Here is a 23,694-nt window from a genome sequence, read left to right on the forward strand (position 1 = left end):
ATGGAAGAACAGATAAGTTCAATTGTTGAAGCATTAAAAATAAATGCTGAGAAAACACCTGACAAATTATGTGTAGGTGATAAGAAAAATCAGGTTACTTATAAAGAATTCTGGAACATGGTAAAAAAGGCGGCAGTTTATCTTCAGGAAAAAGGCGTACAAAAAGGAGATATGGTTGTTATTCGAGGAGCACAGAAAGTTGAATTTTTGTTAGGAGTTTTCGGTGTACAACTAGCAGGTGGTGCTGTTTGCCCTCTTGAAAAAGCCATAAAAGACGACCGTATTATGGAAATAATGAATTTCGTTGATTCAAATATTTATTTAGCAGAAAAACCTGTAAAGAATACAACTGTTAATAATATTAGTTTGAAGGAAATGTTTAAGGTTGTCCAAAATAATGAGGCAGTAACACCAAATGAAAATACAGACAACAGTGAAGCAGTTAATTCAAAAGAATTTAGTTTACCGGCTAGTGATGATTTGTCCGAAATTTTGTTTACTACAGGGACAACAGGAAAGTCAAAAGGAATTGAAGTTACATTTGGGTGTAATGTAGCTATTGCACAAAACGTTATTGACAGTGTTGGTATGGAAAAGGATGAGATAGAATTGATTACTACACCAATTAATCATTCCCTGGCAATAAGAAGATCTTACGGTGCAATTTACAATGGAAGTTCAATTGTTTTAACAGATGGAATCAAGTTTGTAGAGGACTTTTTCAAATTATTAGACAGATACAAAATTACAGCAATTACTTTTGTACCTGCAATACTTGAGCAGGTTCTAAAATTTGCAAAGGACAGATTTGCAACCTATGATAATCAATTTCACTATATTCAGTTAGGTTCAGCACCATTGTCTGAAACAAATAAAGAAATATTAACAAAAATGTTTCCAACTACAAGATTGTACAATACATACGGGGCTACAGAGTCAGGTTGTACAGTGATTTTGGAATTTAGCAAATATGGTCACAAGAAAAAATGTATTGGCCGAACAACAGTTAATACAGAAATCTTATTTGTAGATGACAGGCGAAATATAGTAGAAGCTTCGTTGGAAAAACCGGGCATACTTGCTTTTAAAGGTAAAATGAATATGCGTTCTTATTACAAGGAACCTGAAATTACTAAAGAAGTGATGGATGAAAAGGGTGTTGTGTATACAAATGATTTAGGCTACTTAGGTGAGGATGGCTTAGTGTATCTTCTTGGCAGACAGGGAGATGTTATTAACATGGGTGGAATCAAAATTGCACCTACTGAAATAGAAGAAGTAGCTATGAAGCATGAAATGATTAAAGATTGTGCATGTATCCCGATTAAAGATGAAATAACAGGTGAAGCCCCTAAGTTGTTTGTAACTTTAAATGAAGGATATCAACTGGATCAAAAAGAGCTTTCCAAGTATCTTTTATCAAAACTTGAATCTTTAAAAGTGCCAAAGACTTTTGAGGTTATAGATGAAATTCCAAGAACTTTCAATGGAAAAATTATAAGAAAACAGTTGAAAGCATTGGAAAATAATTAAAGAAAGATTGGAGAATGAATATGAGAGATGAAGTTATTGAAATTTTAGAAATGATATGCCCAGACATTGATGTAAACGATGAGGACATGAACCTTCCGGAAGATTTAGATTCCATGGACATAATTGCGTTAATTGCAGAACTGGAAGATAAGTTTGATATTGAAATAACAATGGAAGAAAAAACAGAAGAAAACTTTGAAAACATTGACACATTAGTGGCTATGATTGAAAGACTTCAGTAGAAGTAAAAGGCATCCCATGTTGCAGGAACAGGCGCAAAGGGATGCCTTTTCTAGTGGTGGGTTTCATTGACTTATAGAAAGGGATAAATTATAATATACTTTATGACTTTAAAGCAGTGAAAAAAGTGTCTATTTTAAAAGAGAGGTAGGATATAAAAGTGAGTAAAAAGACAATTATGTTAGGCAATGAAGCTATTGCCAGAGGTGCTTACGAAGCAGGAGTTAAGGTGACATCAGCATACCCAGGAACTCCAAGTACAGAAGTAAGCGAAAACGTAGTGAAATATGATGGTATTTATGCAGAATGGGCTCCAAATGAAAAGGTTGCTGCCGAAGTGGCTATCGGTGCTTCTATGGCAGGAATCCGTTCTATGACAATGATGAAGATGGTTGGTTTAAACGTAGCAGCCGATCCACTTTATTCAGGTTCATACATTGGAGTAAATGGTGGTATGGTAGTAGTTGTTGCAGATGATCCGGGAATTTACAGTTCACAGAACGAACAGGATACAAGAATGGTAGGTCGTGCGGCAATGATTCCTGTTATTGAACCATCAGACAGTGAAGAAGCAAGAGTGTTTACAAAGAGAGCGTATGAAATATCAGAAGAATACGATACACCAATTATTTTAAGAACAACAACAAGACTTGCTCATTCACAGGGAATTGTTAATTTAGAAGATAGAGTAGAAGTAGAAGACAAACCTTACGAAAGAAATGTTGCAAAAAATGTAATGATGCCAGGAAACGCAATTAAGGCACATGTACGTGTAGAAGAACGTATGAAGAGACTAGAAAAAGATGCAAGCACATTAGATATTAACAAGGTTGAATACAACGACACAAGCATCGGTATTATTACAAGTGGTATTCCTTACCAGTATGTAAAAGAAGCATTACCAAATGCATCAGTGCTTAAACTTGGTATGGTTCATCCTTTAGCAAAAGATTTAATTAAGGAATTTGCAAGCAAGGTTGACAGAGTTGTAGTTGTAGAAGAACTTGAACCTGTAATTGAAGAACAAGTTAAGGCAATGGGAATTGAATGTGATGGTAAGAATTTATTTACAATTCAGGGAGAATACAGTGCAAACATGTTAAGAGAAAAACTCCTTGGGGAAAAAGTAGAAATAGCAGAAGCAGAAGAAGCACCTGCAAGACCACCAATTCTTTGTCCTGGTTGTCCACATAGAAGTACATATTCAGTATTAAAGAAATTAAGAATTCATGCAGCAGGCGATATTGGATGCTACACATTAGGTGCAGTTAATCCACTTGGAGTAGTTGACACTACATTATGTATGGGTTCAAGTATTTCAACTCTTCATGGTATGGAGAAGGCAAAAGGTAAAGAATACATTAAGAATTGGGTTGCAGTAATAGGTGACAGTACATTTTTACATACAGGTGTAAACTCACTTATGAACATGGTATACAACAAATCAACAGGAACAGTTATTATTCTCGACAACTCAACAACAGGTATGACAGGTCATCAGGATCATCCGGCTACAGGAAAGACTTTAGCAGGAGAACCGGCTTATGCAGTAGATTTAGTAGATTTATGTAAGGCATTAGGTGTACAGCACGTAGAAGTTGTTGATGCATTTGATGTTGACAGATTAGCAAAGGTTGTAAAAGAAGAAGTTGCAAGAGACGAAGTTTCTGTAATTATTTCACAGTCACCATGTGCATTGTTAAAATCATTTGTTCCAAAGGGCAAGTGTTACACAATTCCTGAAAAATGCGTAAAATGTGGTCAGTGTTTAGTTCCAGGTTGTCCTGCAATGACAAAGAATGCAGACGGAACAGTTGCAATTGATAAGACAATGTGTAACGGTTGTGGACTTTGCATGAGTAACTGTAAATTCGGAGCAATTGAATTAGAAAGAAGAGGAGAATAATCATGGCAGAAACAAAGAATATTATGATAGTAGGCGTTGGTGGTCAGGGTACTCTCCTTACAAGTAGAATTTTAGGTGGTATCACTGTAGAAAACGGATATGATGTAAAACTTTCAGAAGTACACGGTATGGCACAGCGTGGCGGTAGCGTTGTTACTTATGTAAGATATGGCGAAAAAGTAACAGAGCCAATTGTTGAAGAAGGTCAGGCAGACGTGCTTATTGCCTTTGAAAAATTAGAGGCATTACGTTACGCACATTTCTTAAAGAAAGACGGAGTGATTATTGTAAATGATCAGAAAATAGATCCTATGCCTGTTGTAACAGGTGTAGCAAAATACCCTGAAGGTATAATTGAACATCTTTCTGAGAAATATAAAGTTATATCAGTTGATGCTCAGAAAGAAGCTTTAGAATTAGGTAATTCAAGAGTATTTAACGTAATTATTCTTGGTGTTGCAGCAAGCAAAATGGATTTTGAGAAGGAACAGTGGATTGAAGTAATCAAGAAAAAAGTTCCACCAAAAACAATTGACATCAACGTAAAAGCATTTGAGAGAGGTTACGAAATAGGTTAATGATAATTGATATTCATGCACATACATTTCCTGAGGCTATAGCAGATAAGACTATAACCAACATGGAAAAAGAAATCTTAAAAGGTCAGAAGATGGTGGTAAAACACGAGAGAATACCAACATTGCAGGGATTAATAGAAAGCACCCACAATGCAGGCATAGACCTGTCAGTGGTTTGTCCCGTAGCTACCAACACAAGGCAGCCTGAAAAAATTAACAGACTATCAGTGGAATACAATGAAAAAATGTCAGAAAATAAAATCTTTTATTTCGGGGCAATTCATCCTAATTGCGAGAATTACAAAGAGATAATTGATGACATTGTGGCAATGGATTTAAAAGCCATAAAAATTCATCCTGACTATCAGAATACTTTTTTTGATGACGAAAAGTATTTAAGATTAATTGATTACGCAGCAAACAAAGACTTGGGAATTATTGTACATGCAGGTGAGGACGTAGGTTTGCCAAGCAGAGTGCATTGTACCCCTGACATGGTTCTTAATTTGTGGAAACACATTCAGCCGGAGAAGCTTATTTTGGCACATTTAGGTGGTTGGAGAATGTGGGATGAAGTAGAAGAAAAATTAGCCGGTCTTCCAATGTATTTTGACACAGCAGTTGTATTAAATAAAAAATTTCCTGTAAAAATATCACAGGAACAATTTGCGAGAATAGTCAGGAAACATGGGGCAGACAAAGTTATTTTTGGAACAGACACTCCATGGTACGACCAAAAGCAGGCTTTGGAAGATTTTGAAAAAGTAGGATTATCAGAAAAAGAAAATAAAATTATTTTAGGCGAAAACGCAAATAACTTATTTAATTTTTTCTAGGTTAGAGATTATAAGGCATTTAGACTATAAATCATAATTAAGAAGTTCTAACATAGAAGAAATTAAAAATGTAACATTGTCAGGCAGTGTTATATTGCAGAAATGAAACAATATTCATAGACAATGTTTTAGTGTAGAAACTAAAAATAACATTTATAGATAATGTTATACATCAAAATAAAGAGAGAGAAGGACAAGTAAATGCCAATTACAGAATTATTGGAGAGAAATGCAAAAGAATTTGCAGATGATGTGGCTTTAGTAGAAATTAATCCTGAAATTCAGGAGAAAAAGAGAGTTACATGGCGTGAATATGAATTGATTCAGCCGGATTTGCGTCAGCAATATAGAAGAGAAATTACATGGCATGTATTTAACGAAAAGGCAAACAGAGTTGCCAATTTGTTAATTAGTCGTGGCGTCAGAAAAGGAGACAAAGTTGCCATTCTTATGATGAACTGTTTAGAATGGTTACCTATTTACTTTGGTATTTTGAAAATGGGAGCTTTGGCAGTTCCAATGAACTTTAGATTTGACGAACATGAAATTAAATACTGTTTAGAATTATCAGAAACAGACGTGCTTTTCTTTGGACCTGAATTTATTGGAAGATTAGAGGAAATAGTTGATGAAATAGATGAAAAGAGAATTCTTTTCTATGTAGGCGGTGACTGTCCATCATTTGCCGAGGATTACAATGAATTGGTATCTAACTGTTCATCACTTTCACCGGACGTGAAAATCACAGACAAGGACGATGCAGCTATTTATTTTTCATCAGGCACAACAGGATTTCCAAAGGCTATTTTACATAATCACGAAAGCCTTATGCATGCAGCAAAGGTTGAACAGAATCATCATGGACAAACAAAAGATGATGTATTTTTGTGCATACCACCTCTTTACCATACAGGTGCAAAAATGCATTGGTTCGGTAGCTTATTAACAGGTGGCAAGGCAGTCCTTCTAAAAGGTGTAACACCAAAAACAATAATGGAAACAGTTTCTAATGAAAAATGTACAATTGTATGGTTATTAGTTCCTTGGGCTCAGGACATTCTTCTTGCATTAGACAGAGGAGAAATTAAAAAAGAAGATTATAATTTAGACCAGTGGAGATTGATGCATATTGGAGCACAGCCTGTACCACAGAGTCTGATTAAACGTTGGAAAGAATATTTTCCACATCATCAGTACGACACAAACTATGGCTTAAGCGAATCAATTGGACCTGGTTGCGTACATCTAGGCGTGGAAAACATACATAAAGTAGGTGCTATCGGTATCCCCGGCTATGGCTGGGAAGCAAAGATAGTTGATACAGATGGCAATGAAGTGGCTCAGGGTGAAGTTGGAGAACTTATTGTAAAAGGTCCCGGAGTTATGACATGTTACTATAATGATGAGGAAGCAACAGCAGCCTGCTTAAAGGATGGCTGGCTTTACACAGGTGATATGGCTGAAATGGACGAAGATGGCTTTATTTACTTAGTTGACAGAAAGAAAGACGTTATCATTAGTGGCGGTGAAAATATTTATCCTGTACAGATTGAAAACTTCTTAAGCAAGCATCCAAAAATAAAGGACGTTGCCGTAATCGGCTTAGCGGATGAACGTTTAGGTGAAATCTCCGCAGCAATCATTGAATTAAATCCTGATACAGAATGTACAGAAGAAGAAATCAATGAATTCTGTAAGGAACTTCCAAGATATAAGAGACCTAGAAAGGTGATTTTTGCGGAAGTACCAAGAAATGCCACAGGAAAAATCGAAAAGCCAAAGCTTAGAGAAATTTACCATAGCAAGAATTTAGTAGACGCACAGAACAGAGGCTAGACATTATTAAAGAATATATTGGTATCAGACAGAAATTAAAAAAATATAAATAATTAAATAATAAATAATAAAAATCGTTGTATCAAATAATTGATACAGCGATTTTTTCGCCCTACCGTTCATATCTTAAGATTTCCTTAAGTTTTAATTAATTCTTATTTAAATGCAATATTTTTCGCAATTTTTACGTTATTCTTATTAGAACAACTTGGGAACTACAAAATTATAACAAAAGAAAAAGCAAATAATTTAAAGAAAAAGTAGTTCACGATAATTTAAGTAAAAAGCAGGTTAAAGATGACAGAAAGAGAAAATTGTGATAAAATGTTGATGACTAAAAGGAGAAAAGAAAAAATGAAAAATTATAGTAAAGCAAGAAAGGCGGGTATATTTTTACTTGCCTATACTTTGTTGTTTGTAGGGTTAGCCTCTTGGCTAAGTTATGTTTTTGCCCAAAGTGGCAAGACTTTTATTTGGAATGTTGATGGAGCATTTCAGCATGTGGTTGTATTGAAATACATAAGACAGGCTCTTATAACATTTTTTTCAACCGGGAAATTTGCTATGGTAGATTACACCATAGGACAGGGATTTGATGTAATTGGAACCCTTAATTATTATGGACTTGGAGACCCTGTTACATTATTAACAGTGTTTTTCCCAAAGGATTCGCTAGAATTAACATATCAGATTCTGGCACTTGTAAGAATGTATTTAAGTGGTTTGGCAGTTGCGTATTTATGCAAAACAATAGGTAGAACAAATATTTATTCTGTTTTGCCGGCGTCACTTTTGTACGCGTTTTCAGGTTTCGCACTAATAGGCGGAATCAGACATCCAATGTTTTTCTGCGGCTTAATGTATTTGCCACTTTTAATTGCCGGTGTGGAGAAGATAATAAAAAACAAAAAGATAGGCACACTTGCAATGGTAGTTGCTTTTGCATTTGCAAGCAATTATTACTTTATGTACATGAGTACAATAATGGCGGCAATTTATTTCTTTGTTAGACAAATTGGAATGTACAAGTCAGAAGGAATAAAGAAGCTTTTTGTAAAAATCGGTAAAATAATTTTGGCTTACATTTGGGGAATTGCAATGGCAGCAGTTATATTATTTCCATCAGTCTATGCATTCCTTAACAATCAGAGAAACAGTGCAAAATTAGTAACACCACCATTAATCGGCAGTAGCAAATATTTTAAGATGATGTTTAAAAGTATGTTTGTGTCATCAAGTGCTTTAAATGACTGGTGTTTACCGGGCATTGGTATACTTGGTATTTTGGGGATTATCATTATAATTGCCAATTGGAAAAAATCAGACAGAAAAATTATATTAGGTTTTTTAATAATACTACTAATGCTATGTTCGCCATACGTGGGAAAAGTAATGAATGGATTTTCATATCCAACAATGAGATTTAGTTATGGTATGGCACTTGTTTTGTCAATAATGCTTGCCATATCAATTGACAGACTAAAAGAAATAAAGAAAATACCGGCTATAGTTTCAAGCATTTTAATGCTGGTAGCAGGTGTGATTGCTTTTCTAATTGGAAAAACACAAAGAAAGCCTTTTGTGTGCTATGAAGCAGCAATACTGGCAATCATTGCGACAATTATCTTAGTGGTTTATTTCTTAATAAGAAATAAGAAATATTCATATATACTTTTATATGGAATAACTTTGGTAGCAGCTATAAATATAGCCTGCAACAGTTACGGTCTATTTAGTTCAAAGGAATTATTTACCTGTGCAACTTATGTGGACCGCGGCAATCTTGATAATTATATGGGAATTAATGGGGCAAAAGTAGCATCTGAAATAAAGGATGATTCATTTTACCGAATCGAGAGAGATATTGATATGAAAAACAGCTCCACATATTTTGGTTTTAACCAGCCGGGATTTTATTGGAGTGTTATACCTAGTGGTATGTCAGATTTGTATGTATCAACAGGTATTTCCAACTATTACAAGACCTATGTAATGAAGGGGCTTGAAACACGTTCAGGTTTGATGGCTTTAGCAGGAATTAAATATTATGTAACATACGGCTTTTTAAAGCCTTATGGTTTTGAAAAAATAGATACAAAAGTTTTAGACGGCGTTACCTACAATATTTATGAAAATAAATATGCCCTCCCTCTTGGAGTAACATATTCCAATTATATGACCAGAGAGCAGTACGATAAGCTTTCATTAGTTGAGAAAGAATATGCATTACTTGGAAGTGCAGTTGTAGATAATAAAGTAGATGGAATTGAAAATAAATCAAAGTCAGTTACAGTGAAGAAACTACCTTTGAAAATTGAGAAAATTGACAAGGTTAAAATTAAAAAGAAAAAGAAGATTAACCAATTCAAAATGAAGGCACACAAAGGTGGCATTTACAAATGCTCATTTGATGGCAAAAAGAACAGCCAAAGTTATATAGTTTTTGACAATGTTTATGCTAAAGATACAAGTGTAGACAGAAATGCTGCAAAATTTAACAGCCGACATGGATATGGAAGATTACGTGTTATTGGAACAAAGACTGATAACTATTTTGTAAAAAGAGGAAACGTACTTAATTTAGGTTATTCAAAAGAAGAACAGAATCAGTTTAGATTGAAGTTTTATAAAAAGAGAAAATATTACTTCAAGGATGCCTATGCAGTTACAATACCTATTTCGGAGTATGCAAACCGAATTAAAAAGCTAAAAGAAAATACTCTTGAAAATGTTAAGATGGATACAAATCTTATTACAGGAACAATTAAGGCTGACAAGGATGAAATTCTACAGCTGTCGGTTCCTTACAGTAAAGGCTACACAGTATACGTTGACGGAAAGAAAACAGATACTTTCAGTTCAAGTATAGCGTATCTTGGTGTTAAACTTTCAAAAGGAAACCATAACATACGTGTGGAATACATGGCACCGTTCTTCATACCGGGATTAATTGTTACAATTTTAAGTGTCTTGATTTTCTTGGGATATCTGTTACAGGATATAGCAAAGAAAAGAAGCTTAAAGTTAGATAAAAAAGAAGTTTAATATTAAATATAGAAAGTGATTAGAAAGAACAATGTTTTTAAATTATAAAGCATTGTTCTTTTTATTTCTTCTTTTCAGAAATATATTGACTTTAATACAAATGTTTTATATAGTAGCGTTGATTATTTTTGGAGCGTGTGTGTAAATGGGAAAAAAGATTATAGAATTAAAGAATTTATCAAAGAATTTTGGCGATAATCAGGTGTTAAAAGGAATCGACTTAAACATTTATGAAAATGAATTTTTAACACTGTTAGGACCAAGTGGTTGTGGAAAAACAACAATACTTAGAATCATTGCAGGATTCGAAGAACCAAGTCATGGTCAGGTAATGTTTAACGGTGAGGATATTGCAAAAGTTCCCGCCTACAAACGTGAGGTAAATACAGTTTTTCAGAAGTATGCATTATTTCCGTTTTTGAATGTTCATGATAATGTTGCTTTTGGTCTTAATTTAAAGAAAAAAGATAAGAAGGAAATTGATGAGAAGGTAACAAAAATGCTTGCGTTAGTTGGTCTTGCCGGCTTTGGAAACAGAGATATTACAAGTCTGTCAGGTGGTCAGCAGCAGCGAGTTGCCATAGCAAGGGCTTTGGTAAATGAACCAAAAGTTCTTCTTTTGGATGAACCACTAGCGGCATTGGATGCAAAACTTAGAAAAGGCATGCAGGCGGAGCTTAAGAAGATTCAAAAGGAAGTAGGAATTACATTTATCTTTGTAACTCATGACCAGGAAGAGGCTTTGTCAATGTCAGATACAATTGTTGTAATGAATGACGGAATCATACAGCAGATTGGTACACCAATGGATATTTACAACGAACCACAAAACAGATTTGTGGCAAATTTCATTGGGGAGTCAAATATAATTGAAGGTGTAATGCCAAAAGACTGCCTTGTAGTTTTTGACGATGTACAGTGGGAGTGCGTGGACAAGGGCTTTAAAGAAAACGAAAATATTGAAGTTGTGCTTAGACCTGAAGACATGCAGGTGGTAGAACCACAGGACGGAAAAGTTTCAGGCAAAATTGTGTCAAAAATATTTATGGGTGTTCACTATGAATATCTTGTGGAGACAAATATCAGAAAATATAAAGTGCATACAACAAAAAATATCGAAATGGGTAGTGTTATCGGACTTACAATTGATCCATTTGATATACAGGTAATGCACAAGATGGATAACTAAGGAGGCGCATATGAGTCATTACAAAGGAATGGTAAAGCCATATATTATATGGTCGTTTTTGCTTATTGCACTACCATTAGTTTTAATAGTGCTTTATTCCATTACATCAGGAGACAATTCATTACTTACAATTCATTTGACATTAGATAATTTTAGAAAAATCTTAGATCCTGTGTATGTAAGTGTATTTGTAAAATCCCTTGAAATGGGTGTAATAACAACAGTAATATGTCTTGCATTGGCATACCCAATGGCATATTTTATTGCAAAATTTGATGAAAATTCACAGAGTATTTTGATTTTGCTGGTTACAATTCCAATGTGGATTAACACACTTTTAAGAACTTATGCATGGATTAGTCTGTTGTCAGATAACGGAATTGTAAATTCATTTTTGAAAATGATAGGACTTAATCCTGTTAATATGATGTACACAAACTTTTCAGTAGTTATGGGACTTGTGTGTGATTTGGTGCCGTTTATGGTAATACCAATTCACACATCCCTTGCAAAAATGGACTACTCATTAATTGAGGCAGCCAGCGATTTAGGCGCCAGCAGATTTAAAGTATTTACAAAAGTAACTTTGAAGCTGTCGTTGCCGGGTGTAATTAACGGTGTAACAATGGTATTTTTATTATCAATATCAGCCTTCGTTATTCCTGTTTTACTTGGTGGACATCAGTTTGTACTTATTGGTAATTTAATTGAAAATCAGTTTATTTCAGTGGGAGATTGGAATTTCGGAAGTGCAATTTCAGTAATTTTGGCAATAGTCATTTTATTTATGATGCGCATAATGAACAAGATTGATCCTGATAACAAGGGAGGTATGTAATGAAGAAAAAACTTTCCTTAGGACCAAAACTTTATATAGCGCTAATGTTCCTGTTTTTCTATTTACCGATTTTGGTGACAATGATATTTTCATTTAATTCATCAAAGTCCTTAACTAAATTTACGGGATTTTCTTTAAAATGGTATGAGAAATTAGTAACTGACAGCAACATTATTTCGGCAGTTTATGTTTCTATCAGTATTGCAATAATTGCAACTTTGGTGTCGACAGTTCTTGGAACAATTACGGCAATCGGTCTGTCAAGAAGCAGAAAAGTTGTAAAAGAATGGCTTTTAAATGTAAACAATATGCCGATTATGAATCCTGATATTGTAACGGCAATCGGATTAATGATTTTGTTCACATCTGCAAGAATGGAGAGAGGCTATGTGACAATGCTTTTGGCACATATAGCTTTTTGTACACCTTATGTAATTATAAGTGTGTATCCGAAAGTAAAAACAATGGACCACAATCTTGCAAACGCGGCAATGGATTTAGGTGCAACACCTTTTCAGGCGTTAACAAAAGTAATTCTTCCAATGATTAAGCCGGGGATATTTGCCGGTATGCTTTTAGCTTTTACAATGTCAATTGACGATTTCGTTGTTTCCTATTTTGTAACAGGAAATGGCGTTTCTAATATATCAATTGTAGTTTACAACATGACAAAACGAACTAACCCAACAATTAATGCACTTTCAACACTGCTTATTCTTGTGGTTGTAATCATTCTTGTTTTGGTTGAGTTTGTGCCTAAGATTGTAAAAAGAAAACGAGCAGAAAAAGTCACAATGGAAAATGCATCTTCAGGTGTGTTTAAGAAAGTTGCAATTACAGGTGGTGTGGTTGTAGCATGTCTGGTGACAGTTTTATGTATTACAAAATTTTATCATATTAACAACAGACCTGTTCTTAGGGTTTTTAACAGTGGTGAATACGTTGATACTAAGTTAATTGATAACTTTGAGGAGAAGTATGACTGCAAGGTAGTTTATGAAACTTATGATTCTAATGAATCACTTTATACTAAACTTCAAAGTGGTTCAGAATACGATATTGTGGTTCCTTCAGATTACATGATTGAACGTTTAATCAAAGAAGGTGAACTGCAAAAAATCCACTGGAGCAAAATAACAAATAAGAAAAATATTGTACCGGCTCTTTTAAACAGAGAGTTTGACAAAAAGCAGGAATATTCAGTCCCTTATTACTGGGGAACAGTAGGTATTGTTTATGACAAAACAAAAGTGGATAAAAAAGACTTAGAGGCAGGTTGGGATATTCTCAAAAACGAAAAGTACAGCGGTCAGATTTATATGTATGATTCAGAGAGAGATTCTTTCATGGTTGCCTTAAAGAGTTTAGGATATTCAATGAACACTACAAACAAAGAGCAGTTGCAAAAGGCTTATAGTTGGCTGGAAAAACAGAGAGACACAATGAAACCTGTTTATGTAGGTGATGACGTTATTGATAACATGATTTCCGGTAACAAGGCGATGGCAGTTGTTTATTCAGGAGATGGGGCTTATATAATTTCCGAAAATGAAAATATGAGCTTTTTTGTACCAAAACAGGGTAGCAATGTGTGGACAGATGCCATGGTTATGACGAAAAGTTGCAAAAACACAGACTTAGCATACAAGTTTATGAATTATTTTCTAGAGAAAGATGTGGCAAAGCAGAATACTGCATATATTGGATATGATAGTGCAGTGCAATCTGTATACGAGTATTATCGGGACGAGGAGTACGCTGGAAATCTCGGCTGTGCACCGGATACATCTAATCCAAAGAATGAAGAATTCAGATATCAGAAACGGGATATAAAGGAATATTGTGCAAGTCTTTGGACAAAGATAAAATCCAAATAAATAACATTAAAAAAACAAAAACCTTAAAGATTAGTTTAGGTTAATCTTTAAGGTTTTACTTTTTATATTTAGCTTTTTAAAATATCTTATAGAAATATAGTTATGTTATTTCTATATTCTAGTATTCAGTTATTCAAGAATTGCTTCATCCATTTCGTGAAGTGTAATATTAATGTCTATTAAAGATGCTTTCTTTTCTAACCCAAAGCTGATTATACTATCACGTTTAATTCTAGGATAAAGAATACTGTGTCCGGCCAGAGTTAAAAGTGTATTAGCTTCTTTCATATGTAAACCAATAGCGAAACAAAGGCACAAAACTTTATCTCTTGAAGGTTTTTTAGAACCATCAAATATCTGATAAGCATAATTCTTCTGAATATTTGAGTTGTTAATTATCTGAGATTTTGAAAGATTATATTTTTTCATTAAAGCATTCAAATATTCTGTAAAAGAAATGTTAGAAAAGTTATCTTTATTATTTTCTAAATATGTCTCAAGATTATCACTGTTTTCTAAGACTTTAATTAATTCATCAGTAGTCTTCATATGTATATTCAACGTCCTTTAATATTATTTTGATACTCAATTAAAATTATACATTTTGTGACAAATATTTTGTTATGCTGACAGCATAATTTCTACCAAATTAGCAGAAATAAATATATATTCAAAGGCTTGAAATGGGCTTTGCCACCAAAGTGTAGTAAGCAGTTTGTCACCATAATATTATACAATATAAACGGAAAGGTAAGCAAACACTAAAGTAGAAAAATAAAATAGTAAAATAGGATAATTAAAATTCCTGATTGAAAATTGTCATGTGACAAAGTAATGGAAAAAGTAATAGTAAAAAAGTAATGAATGAGTAATAGATAAGATATGCTATAATTAAATGTAGTTTAATTATAAATTTAAGAAGAACAAAAGAAACTTCAGGATATAGATAGGAAAAAATTATGAATTTTACAATGGAGTATTATCTTTTAAAATACGAAGAGTTATCGGTATTATCGGATACAAAAAAATGCAGAACATCTTTAATGAGAAACAAAGACACCGGAGAACTTGTGGTAAAAAAGGAAATGGGAAAGGAAAGTTTTTCTGTTTACAGTCTCTTAAAAAGTATAAAAAATAAAAATCTTATAAAAGTGCTAGAGTGCTTTCGGGATGAGGATAAAACCATAGAGATTGAAGAGTATGTAAATGGAAAAAGACTGGATGATTATTTTCGGGAAAAGAAGGCAACTTTAGAACAGGTTGTTGATGTAGGGATAGCTTTATGTGAAGGCTTAGCACCTATGCATAAATTAAACCTTGTACACAGAGATATTCAACCTAAAAACATAATAATTACAAACGAAGATAGCTTGAAAATTATTGATTTTGATATTTCAAGAAAAGAAAATGAAAACGCAACCCACGACACAACTTTGCTAGGCACTGTGGGATATGCTGCACCGGAACAGTACGGGTTCGCCCAAACAACTAATCGAAGTGACATATATTCCATTGGTGCGGTTCTAAAAGAGTTATCTTCTTTTAGTGAATTGGATAAAATAATTGCCAAATGTATGGAAATGGATCCTGCAAACCGTTATGAAAATGTCGAACAGCTAGAGAATGAATTAGAAAAAGTAAAAGGTCAGGCAGAAAGAAAAAATAATGATTTCGGAAGCGGTAGTTATAATGATATGGAGTTTGGCACTGAAACTAACAGAACCGCTAAAACTATAAAAATCGGCAATTATACCATCAGGCTTAATAATGGAGTAATACAAAAAATAGATAGCCTTAAGAAGAATAATGTAGTAGCACAAAAAATAGATAATATTAGAAAGAATATGGAAAATAAGGCTACCCTTAATAATAGCAATAGTGAGAATAACAATGGTGAAAGTGATGAATTACCGAAAATTACACTAAAATATTTCATAAAAACAATTCCTGGATTTAGAAGAGGTAATTTTATTTTTATGATAATTGCAATTATGATGTATGGAATGATTTTGTATGCACCATATTCAGTATTCATTGAATATAAATACAATACACAGTTACAAAGAGTCATAGGCGGGATTTTTTATATGCTTGGTTGCATAATACCATATATGTACTTTGCAAATATAGGAGATATTGCAAGACGATTGCCGCCTAGACAGTTTAATTCAAGACTATCACGAATACTGTATCAAATAGGTGTGGGGCTTCTTATAATGATTGTTTTTTGGGGGATTGCAACCACAGTTCTCCCACCTACAAATTAATACAACAATTATGCTATTAGCATAACAAAACTCATGGCACAAAATGTAGAATTATATTGATACAAATATAATTGTGACGTGAGTTTTTTACGTTGTTTTAGGAGGTAATTTTATGGGAAAAGAAAATGTAGAAGTAACAAAGAAACCAATCTATAAAAAATGGTGGTTTTGGGTAATTGTTGTTGTAATAGTTGCTGCAGTGGGATCAGGTTCTGCAGGTAGTTCAGGGGACAAAAAAGAAAATGCTAATACAAAAACAGAAGCTGTTGCAAATAATGATAATTCAAATGAAACAAAAGCTGCAAAAGAGCAAAAGACAGAAAAGAAGACAGCTAAGAAAGAAGAAAGCAAGGAAAAAGTAGTTTACAACAAAAAAAATATTTTAATAAAGTTTATAGGTTACGATTTCCATTCTGTATTAGGATATTTAGAAGTGAAGATGTATATTGAAAATAATAGCGAAGAAGATTTGACTTTTAGCATGGACGGAGATGTTAGTTTAAATGGATATTCATTAAATTCATCATTATATGAAGAAATTAATAAGGGTACAAAGAAAAACGTAACTTTGAACATATATGATTTACAGGATAATAATATTGAAGAAAAAGATTTATCTTCTTTAAGCTTTAAGTTGGATATTTACAATCCGGATGTCTTCCTTACAGATGGCTATGTTGAAGATAACTTAAAAGTTAAATATAAGTTCTAAATAGAATAAACTCTATATAAAGATGGAATAAATGAAAGCTCACTTGTATATACAGGTGGGCTTTTATGTGGCTGTAAAAAGCCCCTTCAGGATATAAGTAAACTGCTTGATAATACACTATACAGGTTAACTAAATAAAAAATAAATTATATAATTAAGGAAAAATTGAACGGATTTACATAAAAATACAAAAGAAAATATTGTTGCTATTTTGCAATATACATATGTGATAAACAATGGATAAAACGAACATGCCAGAGAAATTAGATAATATTTACGATTGCTTTAAATGGATGAAAGAGCAAACAGATATCAAATTAAAGCAATATCCGGATGAAAAGAATGAAGGATTGTACGAAAAGAAATTGTGGAAAAATAATTTCATTAATAAGCAGATAAAAAGAAGAGAAAATGAGATAAAAGAAATAACAACAAAATCTGAAAATAACCGAATAGAAGAATTTCAAATGGAAGATCATATAAGAGCCATGGTGTATGCAGTTTACAGTGGAAACAAACCATGGAAGTGTACACTTGAAAGAACAGATATAGATAGTGGAAGAATAGGTAATGTTGAGAAAATTGTTGAAAACATTATGGGCTTTTATGAAAATAAAATCAATAAAGAACAAATAATAAGTAATTTAGAAGAAGCAAAAATTAAGTTCAGATATGTAAAAGTGTGCAAATTTGTAGAAAATATTATTTATAATATAGAAATTTTGGAAGAAAAAAGTTTTCTGGGAAATATGGAAAGAACAAATTTACAGGAGATTAATTATCAAATAAGAACATTTGATGAAAAACTAAATCTGGGAAACAGTGAAACAAAAGAAATAAAAAGATGCATAAGAGAACTTGCAGAGGGTAAGAAATGTAAGCTGAAAGGAATGGGTATACCGTTAGCGTGCGAATACTTGAGAAATTTGGGATGCGACATTTCAAAGCCTGATGCACATATGCGTAATATTTTAGGAAAAAAATATATAGGCTTGCTTGATAAAGATATGGTTTCACAAATGAAAACATTTGATATGGTGATGGACTTGGCAGCAATTTTAAAAGAATCAAGCCGTTATAAGGAGAAGGGAGAATGTAAAGAATTGGATATTAATCCTGCAGGATTGGACTATCTTCTTTGGGCTTATTGTGCAACAGGATATGGTGAGTTTAAATCAATAAAAAATGAAAAGGTGAAATCTGTTATTCGAGAAGAATATAACAAATATATGGAAAAATAAACAAAAATACACAGGAAAAGGAGAAACTTATGAAGAAACTAACAGGAAGAATTATTGCAGTGGTGCTAAGTTTGGTTATGGTAATTGGAATGGTGCCAATTGTTAAAACTACTGAGGTCAAGGCTTATGAAATAAGTGGAAAATGGGGCGAAGATGTAAATTATACATATGATTATGATAGTCTAACTTTAAAGATATTTGGAAATGGAGAAATACCTGATTTTGATAATTATCATACTTGGTCTTATAATATTAAATATATAGAAATATCTGAGGGGATTACAAAAATAGGTGATTTTGCTTTTAATGATTGTAAACAATTGGAGAAAGTAGTCATTCCTGGTAGTATGAGAGAGATTGGAGGTGCTGCATTTTTGTATTGTTCGAGTTTGAAGCAAATAACAATTCCTAACAGTGTAACTATTATTGGTGGCAGTGCGTTTTTTGGTTGCGCAGATTTAGTAGATGTAATGCTTCCGGAAGATGCTATTAAAAATAGTTCGAGTGTTTTCACTAATTGTTCCAATATAAAGAATGTTCATTTCACATCTAAAAGTGAGCAAAGTGTTTCTTTAGCTACAAAATTCAACAATGTAAATAATATATCGTTTACTTATCATCCGGATACATATGTTGATACTGTTGTTAAACCAACAAAAACAGAAAAAGGATATATAATTCATACATGCTCAATATGTAATGATAGTTATATAGATAACTACATGGATTATAATGATTATCTTGAATATAATTATATTAAGGGCTCCTGTGGAACTAATGCAACGTGGATTTACGCAAAAGATGAAGGAAAATTAACTATCAATGGTAGTGGGAAAATGGATGATTATGAACCTCTTATAGATTCTCAATCACACATTGAATCAACTGCACCATGGAATGAATACACAGATGACATTAAAACAATTGAAATTTCATCAAATATTACAAGTATAGGTGATGGTGCTTTCTGTGGTGTATGTAATGTTAAAAATATAAGTGTTCCATCGAAATGTACTTCAATAGGGGAATACGCGTTCTGGGGCTGTAATAGTTTAAATAATGTTGTAATACCAACTGGTGTTACAACTATTGGTAATAGTGCTTTTGAAGAATGTAATAGTATGACAAGCATTGCAGTGCCAAATAAAGTAACAAAATTTGGTAATAGAGTATTTTATGACTGTACAAGTTTGAAAACTGCAAGACTTCCGGAAAATATTTCAAACGTTGGAACAGGAACATTTTTTAATTGCTATAAACTTGAGAATATAAGCATTCCTCAAAAAGTAAAGAAAATTAGTGACGGTGCATTTTATGGATGCAGTAAGTTAAAGGCTATTACCATTCCTGACAATGTGACAAGTATTGGAAAATTAGCATTTAAAGGATGTAGTAATTTAGAAACAGTAACTATACCTATAAGCATGATGTTAATTGACACAGACGCTTTTAGTGAATGTAAAAATTTACTTAATACATACTATGCAGGAACAAAAAATGATTGGTCATTTATAACAGTAGAAAATGGAAATACAACGTTGATAGGTTCATTAACATTTCATACACATACATATGTAGACACAGTAAAAAAATCTACATGTATTAGTAACGGATATACTTTGCATAAATGTTCACAGTGTGGTAACTCTTATAAGGATTCATATACAGAAAAATCAGGACATGAATATGGAACATGGAAGGTAGTAAAACAACCAACACAAAAGGATACAGGAATAGCAGAAAGGGCATGTAAAGTATGTAATAAAAAAGAAACTAAAATACTACCAAAAAGCAATGCGGTTACACTACCTTCAAAGGTTAATTTTAAAGCCAAAGCTGCAAAGAAAAAAGTCAGTTTAAAATGGAACAAAGTAAAAGAAGCTTCAGGCTACGTTGTTTATTATAAAACTTCCGCTAAGGGTAAGTGGAAAAAATTAAAAACACTTGGTAGCAGTAAGACAAACTTCATAAAGAAAAAACTAAAAAAAGGCAAAACATATTTCTTTACTATAAAGGCTTATAAGAAATTGAATGGGAAGACTTTATTTGGAAAAGGTGTAATAAAGAAAGTGAAAATAAAATAGAAAAGAAGAATTTAAATTATGAATGATATGATTCCTCTTAAGTAGACAAGGCAAATAACCAAAATCTACTTAGGGGGAATTTTTTACAGTTCCTTTGTTTTAAAAATATCAATTTTGGAGTATACTAATGGCAGTGAAAATAGGAGCAGGAATGCTTTATGAAATTTTAAAGATAGAAACAATAATTAAATGGAGTTGATTAGCTATGAAAAATGAATTTGTAAAAGAATATTTTTCAATCCCAAACATAATGGGGTATTTTAGAATAATTCTAGTTTTTGTATACATGAGTTTTTTCTATAATTCATTGCAAGGGGGCCCGTATTGGCCTGTAATTGCAACAATTATCGTCTCAGGTTTGACAGATTTTTTTGACGGAAAAGTTGCACGAAAATTCAACATGGTTACTGATTTTGGAAAAATGCTAGATCCAATAGCCGACAAAATTACAATAGGAGCCATCATTTTAACGATGGCATTTAAGTACAAAATGATTATTTATATGGTAGCGTTATATATTTTAAAAGAAGGCTATATGGCAATAATGGGAGCCATCCTAATTGGAAAAGGACACAAAATCGAAGGAGCAAAGTGGTATGGAAAGGTATGTACATTTGTTACATATGTAATATTAATTATACTTTTGTTATTCCCGGCCATGAACACAAAAGTGGTTTGGGTATTAACTACTGTGGATATGGTTTTAATGATTTTTACCTGGATAAATTATATTGTTTATCATAAAAAAATACTGGAAAACATATAAAAGCTACAAAAACAGAAGGTCTTTTATATTGTAGGAAAAAATAGAATATAGTATATTGATTATGAGAGCGCTAAGTACGGAAATGTATGTGTAGTCATGATTTGAGCGTAGGAGGCAAAATCATATATTATAAAAGAGACAGAAGAAAAGGGGAGAAAAATGGCAAAATTAGAAAAAGTAGTACATGGAAATTTTGATACAATATTAAAAAAGATTGAAAGAGGAATAATGGGAGGCAGTGTTTCAGCATCCTTGGAAGATTCCAGCAATATTAGAGTAGGAGATACACGTTGCAGTGTTCGAGTATTTGAACGCTACAGCTACACAGGCGGAAACAGGGTTAGTTTGAATGTGACATTGCTTACAACAGGTGACGATAAGGTTTATGTTTCAGCAATTTCTGCTGGAGGAAGCAAAGGTGTATTCCTTAAAATAAATACTTTTGGTGAAGAGACGTTTTTAAGTAAACTAAGAGAGTTACTGTAAATAGGTGGTTTTAATGAAAGCAGAATAAGTAATAAAGAAGAGGTAGATAATTTACCGACACTTTATAGTGTGGATTTGTTAAATATGGGCACTTGTAGAAACGAACTACTTTTGGAGGATATAAAAGAATATGGGCGGAAAATTTTATAGAAGATTTGCTTGACTTTTAGAATGAAGTAGTGTAGAATCGTACGTGCGTCAAGATATGAGGTATCGCAAGCCTGGTTAGCTCAGTTGGTAGAGCAGAGGACTGAAAATCCTCGTGTCTCTGGTTCGATTCCGGAACCAGGCAGTATTCGCGGGTGTAGTTCAGTGGTAGAACACCAGCCTTCCAAGCTGGATATGTGGGTTCGATTCCCATCACCCGCTTTTTTGATGCAATGAAATCGATCATGGTAATTGTAAGAAACAATTATTGTGGTCGATTTTTTGTATAATAAGGATTTATGAAGTGATTTCTTATAAAAAGTTCATGGAAATTTTGACAATTATTTCATATTAAACTATTGTTGTATTAGCAAAAACAAGGAGCGTAAAATGAAAGTTTTATTAGTAGCAATAAATGCAAAATATATACATTCTAATTTGGCTGTGTACAGTCTAAAAGCTTATGCCGAAAAATACGGTCTAAACAAGCACCAAATTAAAATAAAAGAATACACAATAAATCAATATCCGGAGGAAATATTGTCTGACATATATTCGGAGAAGGCAGATGTGGTGGGCTTTTCCTGTTATATATGGAACATTGCACTTACCAAGGAAGTTATTAATGACTTGAAAGTGGTAGCTCCCAAAACCATTGTAATAGTGGGCGGACCGGAGGTTTCTTATAATCCAAGAAATGTGCTTATGGAAAATCCGGCAATAGATTACGTTATGTGTCAGGAAGGGGAGGAGCCTTTTAAGGAATTTTTGGATAACTACGATGACGAGTTGACGGACAAAAATATAAAAGGGTTGGTTTATCGTCAGGGCAACGAAATTATTGAAATTCCAAATACATGCCCTATGGATTTGTCGAAGGTTCCTTTTGTGTACAATGACATGAAGGATTTTGAAAATAAAATAATCTATTATGAAACAAGTAGAGGTTGCCCTTTTTCATGCAGTTATTGTCTTTCATCCATAGATAAAAGAATTCGATTCAGGGATATAGATATAGTCAAAAAAGAGTTGCAGTTTTTCCTTGATAACAACACTGCACAGGTAAAATTTGTGGATAGAACTTTTAACTGTAACAAAAATCACGCCATGGAAATCTGGCAGTATATAAAAGACCACGACAATGGAATTACCAATTTCCATTTTGAAATAGCGGCTGATTTAACGACAAAAGAAGAACTTGAATTAATGAAAACAATGAGACCAGGGTTGATTCAGTTAGAAATAGGCGTTCAGTCGACTAATGAAAAAACACTTGAAGCCATTAACAGAAAAACGGATATTAAGGAAATTGAAGAAATAACGTCTATTATTAAAAAAGGAAAAAATATACATCAGCATTTGGATTTGATTGTGGGGCTTCCTTATGAAGATTACCAATCTTTTGGAAAATCTTTTAACGATGTTTACAGAATGAAACCGGACCAGCTACAGTTAGGATTTTTGAAGGTTTTGCATGGCTCAATGATGGAAGTTGAAGCAGCAAAATATGAAATAGAATATAGTAAGAGACCACCTTATGAGGTACTTAAAACTAAGTGGGTATCTTTTGATGACGTACTGAAATTAAAAGAAGTTGAGGCTGTAGTAGAAATATATTACAACAGTTTGCAGTTTGTAAATACAATGGAGGCATTAGACAAGTATTTTGAGACACCCTTTGAAATGTTTGAAAAGCTGGGAGAATTTTATAAGCAAAACAGTGAGAATGGCGTGAAACATTCAAGAGTAAATAGATACAATTTGCTTCTTGAATTTATCGAAAAAACATTGAATTTGCAAAATGAAGAGTTAGAGAGGTTCAGGGAACTTCTCACATTTGATTTTTATTTAAGAGAAAATGCAAAATCAAGACCGACCTTTGCCAAAAATCAGGAACAGTATAAGAAGCAAATTAGAAGTATTTATAGAAATGAAGCACTGCTTGAAAAGATGGATTTCTATAAAGAATTCAATTCAAAGCAGTTTGAGCACATGACACACATTGAGGTGATTGACGGTAAGTATTTATTGTTTGATTACAAAAACAGAGATCCGTTATCAAAGGCAGCAAATATTATAAATGTAACAAAGTATGTTGATGGGAATGAATAGA

18 protein-coding genes and 2 tRNA genes are annotated in these 23,694 nt (G+C 33.0%); 19 read left to right on the forward strand and 1 reads right to left on the reverse strand.

Annotated elements, in window-relative coordinates; genetic code table 11:
* The 10 genes from DW006_RS05460 to DW006_RS05505 all read left to right on the forward strand — a co-directional run bounded on the left by DW006_RS05460 (position 1) and on the right by DW006_RS05505 (position 13,878).
* Complete coding sequence (locus DW006_RS05460; RefSeq protein WP_117999385.1) at positions 1–1,533, forward strand: class I adenylate-forming enzyme family protein; 1,533 nt, start codon at positions 1–3, stop codon at positions 1,531–1,533.
* A gap of 20 nt (positions 1,534–1,553) precedes the next feature.
* Entirely contained in the window at positions 1,554–1,775 is a 222-nt protein-coding gene (locus tag DW006_RS05465) for an acyl carrier protein (protein WP_022166309.1), read from the forward strand.
* A 176-nt stretch (positions 1,776–1,951) separates the two neighbouring features.
* Positions 1,952–3,679 (forward strand): indolepyruvate ferredoxin oxidoreductase subunit alpha, encoded by a 1,728-nt coding sequence (gene iorA, locus DW006_RS05470; RefSeq protein ID WP_347475073.1) that lies wholly within the window; start codon positions 1,952–1,954, stop codon positions 3,677–3,679.
* Positions 3,680–3,681: 2 nt separating this feature from the next.
* Positions 3,682–4,257 (forward strand): indolepyruvate oxidoreductase subunit beta, encoded by a 576-nt coding sequence (locus DW006_RS05475; RefSeq protein ID WP_117999387.1) that lies wholly within the window; start codon positions 3,682–3,684, stop codon positions 4,255–4,257.
* Positions 4,257–5,093 carry an amidohydrolase family protein gene (locus DW006_RS05480; RefSeq protein WP_117999388.1) on the forward strand — a complete coding sequence of 279 codons (837 nt, stop codon included), beginning with the start codon at positions 4,257–4,259 and terminating at the stop codon, positions 5,091–5,093. Before DW006_RS05475 ends, DW006_RS05480 begins: the two co-directional genes overlap by 1 nt.
* A 201-nt stretch (positions 5,094–5,294) precedes the next feature.
* Complete coding sequence (locus DW006_RS05485) at positions 5,295–6,929, forward strand: class I adenylate-forming enzyme family protein (RefSeq protein ID WP_022166304.1); 1,635 nt, start codon at positions 5,295–5,297, stop codon at positions 6,927–6,929.
* 354 nt (positions 6,930–7,283) lie between these two features.
* The gene (locus DW006_RS05490; protein WP_158561079.1) at positions 7,284–9,974 is read left to right on the forward strand and encodes a YfhO family protein; all 2,691 of its coding nucleotides are present in this window, start codon (positions 7,284–7,286) and stop codon (positions 9,972–9,974) included.
* Positions 9,975–10,119: 145 nt separating this feature from the next.
* The gene (gene potA, locus DW006_RS05495; RefSeq protein ID WP_022166302.1) at positions 10,120–11,163 is read left to right on the forward strand and encodes a spermidine/putrescine ABC transporter ATP-binding protein; all 1,044 of its coding nucleotides are present in this window, start codon (positions 10,120–10,122) and stop codon (positions 11,161–11,163) included.
* Between the two features lie 10 nt (positions 11,164–11,173).
* Positions 11,174–12,001 carry an ABC transporter permease gene (locus DW006_RS05500; RefSeq protein ID WP_117999390.1) on the forward strand — a complete coding sequence of 276 codons (828 nt, stop codon included), beginning with the start codon at positions 11,174–11,176 and terminating at the stop codon, positions 11,999–12,001.
* Positions 12,001–13,878 (forward strand): extracellular solute-binding protein, encoded by a 1,878-nt coding sequence (locus DW006_RS05505; RefSeq protein WP_117999391.1) that lies wholly within the window; start codon positions 12,001–12,003, stop codon positions 13,876–13,878. The genes DW006_RS05500 and DW006_RS05505 overlap by 1 nt, the downstream gene beginning before the upstream one ends.
* Positions 13,879–14,007: 129 nt before the next feature.
* Here the strand turns inward: DW006_RS05505 and DW006_RS05510 are convergent, their stop codons facing one another.
* A complete protein-coding gene (locus tag DW006_RS05510; RefSeq protein WP_117999392.1) occupies positions 14,008–14,427 on the reverse strand; it encodes an XRE family transcriptional regulator in 420 nt (139 codons plus the stop codon).
* A gap of 410 nt (positions 14,428–14,837) precedes the next feature.
* Between DW006_RS05510 and DW006_RS05515 the strand changes: the two genes are divergently transcribed.
* The 9 genes from DW006_RS05515 (at position 14,838) to DW006_RS05560 (ending at position 23,693) form a co-directional block, all read left to right on the forward strand.
* Complete coding sequence (locus DW006_RS05515; RefSeq protein ID WP_117999393.1) at positions 14,838–16,145, forward strand: serine/threonine-protein kinase; 1,308 nt, start codon at positions 14,838–14,840, stop codon at positions 16,143–16,145.
* Positions 16,146–16,257: 112 nt separating this feature from the next.
* Positions 16,258–16,857: a hypothetical protein gene (locus DW006_RS05520; RefSeq protein WP_117999394.1), complete on the forward strand. Its 600-nt coding sequence runs from the start codon at positions 16,258–16,260 to the stop codon at positions 16,855–16,857.
* A gap of 251 nt (positions 16,858–17,108) precedes the next feature.
* Complete coding sequence (locus DW006_RS05525) at positions 17,109–18,098, forward strand: hypothetical protein (RefSeq protein ID WP_117999395.1); 990 nt, start codon at positions 17,109–17,111, stop codon at positions 18,096–18,098.
* A 29-nt stretch (positions 18,099–18,127) separates the two neighbouring features.
* A complete protein-coding gene (locus DW006_RS05530; RefSeq protein WP_117999396.1) occupies positions 18,128–20,182 on the forward strand; it encodes a leucine-rich repeat domain-containing protein in 2,055 nt (684 codons plus the stop codon).
* 205 nt (positions 20,183–20,387) lie between these two features.
* Positions 20,388–20,948 carry a CDP-alcohol phosphatidyltransferase family protein gene (locus tag DW006_RS05535; RefSeq protein ID WP_117999397.1) on the forward strand — a complete coding sequence of 187 codons (561 nt, stop codon included), beginning with the start codon at positions 20,388–20,390 and terminating at the stop codon, positions 20,946–20,948.
* Positions 20,949–21,107: 159 nt separating this feature from the next.
* Positions 21,108–21,434: a DUF6054 family protein gene (locus DW006_RS05540; RefSeq protein ID WP_117999398.1), complete on the forward strand. Its 327-nt coding sequence runs from the start codon at positions 21,108–21,110 to the stop codon at positions 21,432–21,434.
* A gap of 219 nt (positions 21,435–21,653) precedes the next feature.
* Positions 21,654–21,726: transfer RNA gene (locus DW006_RS05550), tRNA-Phe, on the forward strand.
* A 6-nt stretch (positions 21,727–21,732) separates the two neighbouring features.
* Positions 21,733–21,803, forward strand: a tRNA-Gly gene (locus DW006_RS05555).
* Between the two features lie 168 nt (positions 21,804–21,971).
* On the forward strand, positions 21,972–23,693 hold the full coding sequence (locus DW006_RS05560; protein WP_117999399.1) for a B12-binding domain-containing radical SAM protein: 1,722 nt from the start codon (positions 21,972–21,974) through the stop codon (positions 23,691–23,693).
* Position 23,694 lies beyond the last annotated feature (1 nt).

It is taken from the genome of Eubacterium sp. AF36-5BH, from assembly GCF_003460505.1.
Classification (GTDB): domain Bacteria; phylum Bacillota; class Clostridia; order Lachnospirales; family Lachnospiraceae; genus Eubacterium_G.